Raw genomic sequence first — 8,716 nt, forward strand, 5'->3', positions numbered from 1 at the left:
ATAAAATTATTTTCTTTTGTATTAAAACATCCTTAAGTATAAGGTTAATCATCCAATTACCATCCTTTTTTTCGTATATTGCATATGAGGGTACGCTTTTTCACCATAACCGTATCTCCAAATATATTCACCACACGAATTTAACAGCTGTCTCCATCACTCATTCTCTGTATACAATAGTGTGAGCATTTCTTTGAGCTCTGCTAAGTCAATGTTCATTTCTTTAGCATTTTGAATGGCAATCAACAGATTTTCTTCGACTACCTTTATTTTTCTTTCTCTCATCATTTCCTTATTTTGTTCAGAGATGAATGAACCTTTTCCCACAATAGAGTAAATAAACCCGTTTTTCTCTAGCTCTTCATAAGCACGTTTTGTTGTAATAACGCTAATTTCTAAATCCTTTGCAAGCTGGCGCATAGAGGGCAATGACTGCCCTTCTTGCAGTTCACCTGTTAAAATAAGCTTTTTGATTTGAGCATAAATCTGCTCATAAATCGGCTCTTTTGAACTGTTTGAAATAATAATTTGCATACAAATACCTCTTCTTTATTTTTATGTGATTAGCACATGAAGACATCAGTTATTTTCGTTAGCATGAACCATTAGAATTTTTATTTCAATACGCTAATTATTTCGTCCGTTGTAAAATGGAATTTATAATGTCTTTCACATAAAGATTACATTGTATATTGTTTAGAGTATAATTTTCTGCCTCACGGAAATTATCCGTTTATTGATAGGGGACCTTGTTTAAGCACGTAAACAGCTTGAGCCTACATCGCTGGACTCAAGCTGTTTCTTTTAAAAAACTTTTCTCGCATATATACGAATAGATAGTAGCCACGATCCAACATATAAAATAATGATTGTAAGGATAGCTACGAAATACATTTGCGTTTCTTGTAAAGTCATGAACTTTTGTATCAATTCTCTTAGTGTACCATTAAGACTAGGAGATAAAAATTTAATGATTAAAATATATATTCCAAATAAAGCACCTACAGCAATCATTAAAGATTGCGTTTTAAATTTATAAAAGATTGGCAGTATAAATGACAAAGTGACCATAACAAGACCGATAATTAGCAATATATCTTTCCATAAAAACAATACCTCTTTTCCATTTAAGAAGAAATCACCTATAGAAGTAATGAATATAATTACTGATGTATATACCAATGAACCAATATATTTCGAACTAACGATTTCCTTTCTCGTATATGGTAGCGAATTAAGCAAAATATTAGCGTTATCTTTTTCATCATAAGCAAAGGTCTGAGTGATAAAAGCCATACTATATAAGAATCCTATCTTTACTAGGGACACATCTATAAATAAATAGAGTATAATTGTAGCAATGTATATTAAAATTAATTTCTTTTGAATTAAAACATCCTTAAGTATTAGATTAACCATCCCATTACCATCCTTTTTTCGTATAGTACATAATATCTTCAAGCGTCGGTTTTTCCATAATGACAGAATCCCCAAATATGTTCGCCACACGATTTTTATCCGCAGTTAACGCCTCAAAGCCTGTGTTCGATTTACGGATGGCAACAAACTCTCGTTCCGTTTCCTGATCCAATAAATTCAATGTCCCTTTGACGATGGCATATTCCTCTTCAATCTTGTAAAATTCCTTCGTGAATATATGCTCACCATTATGAACAAAGGTAATATAATCTGCAATTCTATCCAGATCTGTTGTTATATGGGTCGAGAAGAAAATCGTTTTATCTTCATCTTGCATTAATTCATGTAGTATATTTAGTAGCTCTCTACGAAATATCGGATCGAGCCCAGCAGTTGGCTCATCCATAATAATCAATTCTGCATGATGAGCTAGGGCTATGGCTAATGAAGCTTTCATCTTCATCCCCTTCGAAAAGGTCTTCATATTTTTATTCAATGGTAGTTCGAACTGATCAACATAACGTTGAAAGGCATTATCATCCCAGTTTTTATAGGCTGGTTTAATAATCCTTTTCATATCCTTTAATGTTACATTTTCATAAAAGACATTTTCGTCATAGACAAAGCCAATACGTTCCTTTATTTCTTTTTCATGCTTCTTGTAATTCATCCCAAACACTGAAACAGTGCCACTATCCTGCTTTAGTAAGTTCATAATCAATTTGATTGTTGTAGATTTCCCTGCACCATTTCCACCGATAAATCCAGTTACAAAACCCTTTTTCACGTTGATAGAGAAATCCTTTATCTGAAATCCCTTAAAAGATTTATGAACATGCTGTAATTCAATGACATTTTCCATCATCCATCCTCCGTATACAATAATATAAGTATTTCCCTTGAGCTCCTTAAGACAAATGTTCCTCGTCTAAATAATGTATATATACTCTATATACAATATACACACCATAAACTTATTTTGCAAGTTTTAATTTTTAATGTTCAATATAAAAATTTCATTACATAGTAAATCACTATGAAACTGTAACATATGTCTCTCTTTTTGAAGTATAAAGGCATACAGTCAAATTAAATGACTGTATGCCTAACGTTAATTTAGATTAATTTGTATTTTCCTCGATGGCAATTTAAAACAACGCACAAATAGCCTGGAGATTATTACATTTTAAAGATTCTGCTTAAAAGTTAGAACTTTCTATAAATTTTTCTGACTCGTCAGCAATTCGCTTAAATTCAAAATCATGAATATAGTGGGCGCAATCTAATTTTATGAATTCACCATCTTTATTCTTACTAATAAAATCCTTTTGAAAGTCAAGCCATGTATCCTTATCCCAGCCTGTTCCTTGCCCATTCGATGAAAATAAAAGTATAGGGACATTTGGGGTTTCTAAGGTCTCTACCTTTTTTGCATTTGCCTTTATGTTCTTCACTTCATTAATCATATTCTTAGTTACTGTTCTGCGATAAAAAATTACCCTATACAGTTCCTTCTCTTCCTCTGTTAGATTTCCATACTTCATCGCATCACTCTCAGCAAGACCCGGAATCCATCTCGTTATGCCAATCTTTGCAGCAAGGGCACTTAAATAAACCATTGACATGTTTATAGCATAATCCTCATATGCAGCAGGAACAGCCATATCCAATCCAACAATTGCTTTTACCTCGTCTGGATAAATCTGAGCCCAATACAGAGCTTCAATCCCAGACATTGAATGAGGAAATAAAATATAGGGTCCCTCAACACCTGATTTTAATAGAGCTTCCCTTGTTTCCTGTAAAATCGTCTCTATATCTCGATTAGCATCTGTAATGTCACTAAATCCATAGCCTGCCTTTTCAACGACAGCAATTCTATATTTATCACTTAACAAGGAATACAAAGATTTGAAATCTAAAACAGGTGCACTGGTGCCCCCTCCAGACATAAATACTAGCGTTTCTTCACCTTTTCCTTCTATGTATACATGCATTTTATGGTCATTAACCTCTACCATCTTCCCAATGGGTGTAAATCGTTTTTCTTCTTTGGATAATTGTATTTGATGATTTATATAACTAGTTGTAATGGTTAACAGAAATAATGCCATTAATATGAGTAACATTTGTACAATTCTTTTGAACACTAGCTTATTATTCATCCCTCTCCTAAGCTAACCAGAATTATTCTGATTTTTTAAAGTCACCTCTATCTAAATACATTAAAAATAAGAAGCCTACAAAGCTGATTCCTAAAAGGATAGCTGCCCATGTTGTTTTAAAGTTTACAATGAAACTAAACAATGTAAAGATAGCTAATAAAATATAACTATAGGGTTTTTTCAAAAATTTCACTGTTTTAAATGTCACCTCCCTTTTTTTCTAACGTTCTAATATATAGGAGACAAATCGTAACTCCTGACCATTCATTTCAAATTTCTCGTCACTGATACTTACCTGTTTAAATCCATTTCTTTCAAGGACTCGCTGGGAAGCAATATTATGAGTTGTTGTTTTTGCCTTCAACTTCTTGATAGTGCCCTCTGTTTCTAGTAATAGCTTTAAAGCTTTAGCTCCTATCCCATTTCCCCCGTATTCTTCCCCCACTCTATAGCCGATTTCAGCAGAATTATTAGTTGCATCAATATCCACTAAATTTATCCTTCCTACAATATTACCCATGTTGTCTCTAATTAAATAAAATATTGATTTTTGTTCCTGTTGCTCTGCTAAAAGCTCTTTATGTCTCTCTTGAAATGTTTCAAATTTATAATAATCTTCCCCACGGCTTGGTACCATTTGCTCAAAAAATAATCGATTATTCTTTTCAAAAATAAATAATTCTTGCGCATCATTTTCCTGTAATTTATAAATAGATATTTCCAAATTTACTCGCCCCTCTTGCCTTTTTCAAAAGATGTTTTCTGTTGTATAATTTGTTACAAAATAACAGATAATCTTTAAATATTATCTTAACGAAGAGTTTAGATATTATCAAACTTTTAAAGAAGGCTTGTGTTTTGATGAATAGAACTTATATAGAGGAGAAATAATTTGATGAAACGCATTTTAGCATGGATTGTCGCTCTTGCTTTGCTAATTGGTACAGGTGTCTATTATTATGTAAACGTAGATAAGCATTATGTGTACTTACATGAATTCTATGATTTCCCTATCCCAAAGGAGGCAACGTTAGAGAGTGAAAGTGCGAATGGTAATGGCTTTACATGGGGAAAATCCACAGGTACAGAGGTTCCTCTTGGCTATCGTATAATGATTAAAAAGAGTGGATGGAAGCAGGTTAAAATGGATGGTCATAATGTCATTTATAAAAAAGATGACAAAGTAATAAATCTGTCATTAGCAAATAAATATATTGGCGTCCTGAAATAGAGGATAAAAATTTACTTCTATAATCTAGTAAAGCTGATTCATCATTTTGAATCAGCTTACTGAGCAACATATTTACTTTCTTTCAGTAAATCATACATGATGGTATCTTTCGTTATATGAATACCTAATTTTCCTATTTGCTTAAAGATAATGGTGCAACTATGAGATATATTAACAAATAATACAAATTTATATTCCCTTATGCTTGCAACACAAGTTGGTTCTAAATGGATCAACATCATTAGCATGAGCTGTTAAGCGTCCATTAATTCTTACTGGTTAATGTTAATTTTCCAAAGCCTTTAATAGTTAAACTTACTTGCTTTTTTTCATCCCAAATACTATAAGGATATACTAAATTAACTATAGTTTTCCCATCTATTGATTTTATATTGGCTCCTCGTGCATAATAGGACTCTCCCTTGTCATTTGTTAATGCCCATTCAAAAAATTGATTTTCATCCTCATAAAGATCTGCGTCGACTATTAAAGATACATGCATAGAGCCATTCGTAAGGGTTGCTGATTGAAGTTGAATGCCCTCAACAGCTTTTTCCGCTTCAAATGATTGTGTTACAACCTTCATTGGTTTCAATGTAAATGGCCATTCTCCATTAATTGAAACAATCCCTTTCTTTTCTGTATGGAAATGAATTGTTTCAATTACTAATTGAGCGTTATCTAGAGAAGGCCACGCCCGTTCATTCGACTGTAATAGAAGTTCATAAATTATGGTTTCATCGGTTCCTTTCAGCATTTGCTCCTCAGCATTACCCGTAAAACCTTTTGAAGTAAGAGGCTTTGTATCTGAGATAAGGGCATCAATTTCTTTTCCTGTAGAATCAAACATACGGTATTCAATGCCTACGTGATTAATATCCTTTATATCCATATTTTTCGGCAAAATTTCCATTTGCAACCCTACACGGAAAGCATCAGCAAATATATTTTCCAGTGTAACCGTAATATCTTGTGAACTTTGCGATACACCGACATATTGCACTTCTCCATTTTGACTAGCAAGTTCAATCCCAGCGTCATCAAACCCTAAAAACGCTTTTAGTTTGGCCATCGCTGTATCATTAGATAAAATCACACCCGAAGCGAGCACTACACATGCTGCCGCAGCTGAAATAGGCTTCAACCAACGTTTTTTTGTCTTTTTCTTTGATTTAGAGCGAATCTCGGTATAGGAACGATTAAAAGCTTTCTGCACAATATCTGGTAATTCTTGCTCTCTATTCATTTCCTCATGTAAACGCTCGTCTAATGATTTTTTCATAGTAATTGTGCCTCCTCAACATAATAATTATTTTTCAGATATTGCTTCGCTCTGGAAATCCTCGACTTAATCGTCCCTTCTGATTCATGAAGAAATTCGCTTATTTCCCTTGTCGTGAGTCCATTCACATAATAAAGTGTTAAAACAATGCGATAGCTCTCATCTAGACTCTCTAATGCTTCATCGAGCTCAAGAGAAATTTGATCTTGGTGTCGCAGTTCATGCAAAGTCGTCACATCCAGAGGCACAGTACGCTGATCCTGCCTCATAAATCGGTAGCAGTTATTTAAAAGAATTCGACAAATCCATGTATTAAAATATTTCGCTTCTTTTAAAGAATCTATTTTTTCAAACGCTGTCAGAATCGTATCTTGTAGAAGGTCTGCAATATCCTCATCTTTCAAACCAAGTCGTTTAGCCGTCCGATAAAGTGTCATTTCGTATTGACGGATTAATTGTATAAAAGCTTCTCCATCTCCCTTCTTTGCTTTTTTCACTAGAAACTTGGATTGCATGTCAGCACCTCTTTTTTCTCTTATATACCGTTAGAGCATTTTGATTGATAGTTAGTTGCATTCATTGATTGATTATTTAATAACACTAAAAAGCAACAAACGAAACAAATTTTCAAGCAATTAATCTTTCTATTCATGTACTTAAAAAAAGCTTACTGTTTATCTCCGAAAATAGGTATTTTCGACGTATTTAAAGCTTCATAAAATTGTCGGAAAATAAAGGGACTTTTAGACCCCGATTCGACACAATATAAGTAATAAGTTTATTAATTTTTATTGACATCCCTGTTTTATTGCATAATACTATACTTAAAATTTGAGTTTCCATAGGTATAAAGTTCCTAAAAACTCGAAGGGGGAAAAATATGAAAAGTAAAAGTATTAAGCGACGATTATTGTTTTTTACATTAGGTTTGCTGTTATTGTCATCTGTAATTAATTCTGTATTAGGCGTGTGGATTGTTGGGAAAAATAGCAAAGAAGTTTTAATTGAGAAAGCCAATGAACAGGTCTATGAAATCGCAAAGCAAGCAGAAACTATATTAAATTCTGAGAATGATCCCATCTCATCTCTACAAGATTTTGTGGAGTTAAAAGAACAACAAGATAATGTCACTTATGCTATTGTCATTGATACCAATGTAAAAGCTGTGGCGCACAGTGATAAAGGAAAATTAGGAAAAACATATGATGATACATACACAATCGATGGTGCTAAACACGGAAAAAAGCAATTTACAAGATGGTATGCTGAAGTTCAAGGAATATGGACATATGATATCATGGAGCCTATATATAAAGATGGCGAGCTGTATGGAGTAATTGATATTGGGGTACCTGAAAGCGGTATTCAATCTATTACAAACTCCGTACTAGGCTATCAGATTATTACAGGTATAGTAAGTTTCATCATTATAGGTACTTTAATGTGGTGGATTATTGGTCGCATTGTTGCTGCCATTAAGAATCTCGAAAAGGTTATTCATCAAACTGCTGGCTTAGACTTTACTGAAAATCCTGAGTTAGATAAGCTATTAAATCATCCAGATGAGATTGGTCTCATGGCAAAAGGCATCTCTAGCATGCGCTCTGCATTAAAGAATGTTACCAACAACATACATAATACTAGTTCTGAGTTATCAGATTCCTCTAAGATTCTTATTCAAATAGCAGAAGATACAGTACGTACGACTGACGAAATTAGTTCAGCCATTAATGAAATAGCAAAAGCTACGGAAGAACAGGCTCATGATACAGAAAAGAGTGCTGAACAATTAAATCAACTATCTGGAAATATTGATCGTGTTATAGAGCATACAGAGAAGATTGCTTCCATGACAGAGGATATTGATCATTTAAGTAATCAAGGTGTAGAAACTGTCAACCAACTCTCTATTTGGTCAGAGAAGAATCGCGAATCTTCACAACAGGTAAGTAACATCGTTCAAGAAGTAGATAAAACTTCATCAGATATATCAAGTATTGTTAATACAATCACAGATATCGCAACGCAAACTAATTTATTAGCTCTAAACGCTTCTATTGAGTCAGCTCGTGTTGGTGAAGCCGGTAAAGGTTTCGCGGTTGTTGCTGATGAAATTCGAAAATTATCTGAACAGACATCTAATGCTACTGAGGATATTAAGAATAAAATCTCTGCCATTCAGGACATTTCTAAAAGTGCTGTGCAGGAAATTAATACGAGCCTTAGCGTTGTCGAACAAAATGCAAAAGCTACAAAGGATACTAGTGAGATTTTTAATACAATAAAGACAGCTCTAGATCAAACGAGTGAAGTGGCACAAGAGGTGAAACTTTTATCTAATGAGATGGATGAACGCAAGGAGCATATCATTAGTGCAGTTCAAAACATATCTGCTTCTGCCGTAGAAACTTCTGCAGGTACAGAACAAGTTTCTGCCTCCGCAAATGAACAGCTTAAAAGCATCGAGACTGTCTCTGAAAAAGCTAAAGACCTAAATGCTATTGCTGATGCTTTAAGAGACGAAATGAAAAAATTCACTATTTAATGTAAAAAAGCTGATTCAATTATGAATCAGCTTTTTTACATGTTGTTGAAATACTATTATGTCAATGAAATCAA

10 protein-coding genes are annotated in these 8,716 nt (G+C 33.5%); 2 read left to right on the forward strand and 8 right to left on the reverse strand.

Translation table 11 applies throughout. From position 1 onward, the window contains the following. Positions 1-156 precede the first annotated feature (156 nt). From B2R82_RS18740 to B2R82_RS18765, 6 genes are all read right to left on the reverse strand, one after another. Entirely contained in the window at positions 157-534 is a 378-nt protein-coding gene (locus B2R82_RS18740; protein WP_054771273.1) for a GntR family transcriptional regulator, read from the reverse strand. A 270-nt stretch (positions 535-804) separates the two neighbouring features. After that, positions 805-1,419, reverse strand: a complete 615-nt coding sequence (locus B2R82_RS18745; RefSeq protein ID WP_286926378.1) for an ABC-2 transporter permease — start codon at positions 1,417-1,419, stop codon at positions 805-807. Positions 1,420-1,423: 4 nt separating this feature from the next. Continuing rightward, the gene (locus B2R82_RS18750) at positions 1,424-2,281 is read right to left on the reverse strand and encodes an ABC transporter ATP-binding protein (protein WP_286926379.1); all 858 of its coding nucleotides are present in this window, start codon (positions 2,279-2,281) and stop codon (positions 1,424-1,426) included. 337 nt (positions 2,282-2,618) lie between these two features. After that, on the reverse strand, positions 2,619-3,584 hold the full coding sequence (locus B2R82_RS18755; protein ID WP_286926380.1) for an alpha/beta hydrolase: 966 nt from the start codon (positions 3,582-3,584) through the stop codon (positions 2,619-2,621). Positions 3,585-3,606: 22 nt separating this feature from the next. Continuing rightward, positions 3,607-3,777 (reverse strand): hypothetical protein, encoded by a 171-nt coding sequence (locus B2R82_RS18760; protein WP_286926381.1) that lies wholly within the window; start codon positions 3,775-3,777, stop codon positions 3,607-3,609. A gap of 27 nt (positions 3,778-3,804) precedes the next feature. After that, entirely contained in the window at positions 3,805-4,308 is a 504-nt protein-coding gene (locus B2R82_RS18765) for a GNAT family N-acetyltransferase (protein WP_286926382.1), read from the reverse strand. 171 nt (positions 4,309-4,479) lie between these two features. Here B2R82_RS18765 and B2R82_RS18770 point away from each other — a divergent pair, with 171 nt between their 5' ends. Then, complete coding sequence (locus B2R82_RS18770) at positions 4,480-4,815, forward strand: hypothetical protein (RefSeq protein WP_286926383.1); 336 nt, start codon at positions 4,480-4,482, stop codon at positions 4,813-4,815. A gap of 265 nt (positions 4,816-5,080) precedes the next feature. Here the strand turns inward: B2R82_RS18770 and B2R82_RS18775 are convergent, their stop codons facing one another. Both B2R82_RS18775 and B2R82_RS18780 read right to left on the reverse strand, forming a co-directional pair. Further along, the gene (locus B2R82_RS18775) at positions 5,081-6,097 is read right to left on the reverse strand and encodes a DUF4179 domain-containing protein (RefSeq protein WP_286926384.1); all 1,017 of its coding nucleotides are present in this window, start codon (positions 6,095-6,097) and stop codon (positions 5,081-5,083) included. After that, positions 6,094-6,612, reverse strand: coding sequence for an RNA polymerase sigma factor (locus B2R82_RS18780; RefSeq protein ID WP_286926385.1), 519 nt, complete (start codon positions 6,610-6,612; stop codon positions 6,094-6,096). Before B2R82_RS18780 ends, B2R82_RS18775 begins: the two co-directional genes overlap by 4 nt. A 365-nt stretch (positions 6,613-6,977) precedes the next feature. On the opposite strand from B2R82_RS18780, the gene B2R82_RS18785 reads away from it, so the two are divergent. Next, the gene (locus B2R82_RS18785) at positions 6,978-8,642 is read left to right on the forward strand and encodes a methyl-accepting chemotaxis protein (RefSeq protein ID WP_286926386.1); all 1,665 of its coding nucleotides are present in this window, start codon (positions 6,978-6,980) and stop codon (positions 8,640-8,642) included. Positions 8,643-8,716: the final 74 nt, after the last annotated feature.

Source organism: Lysinibacillus sp. UBA6686, assembly GCF_002455205.1.
Classification (GTDB): domain Bacteria; phylum Bacillota; class Bacilli; order Bacillales_A; family Planococcaceae; genus Lysinibacillus; species Lysinibacillus pakistanensis.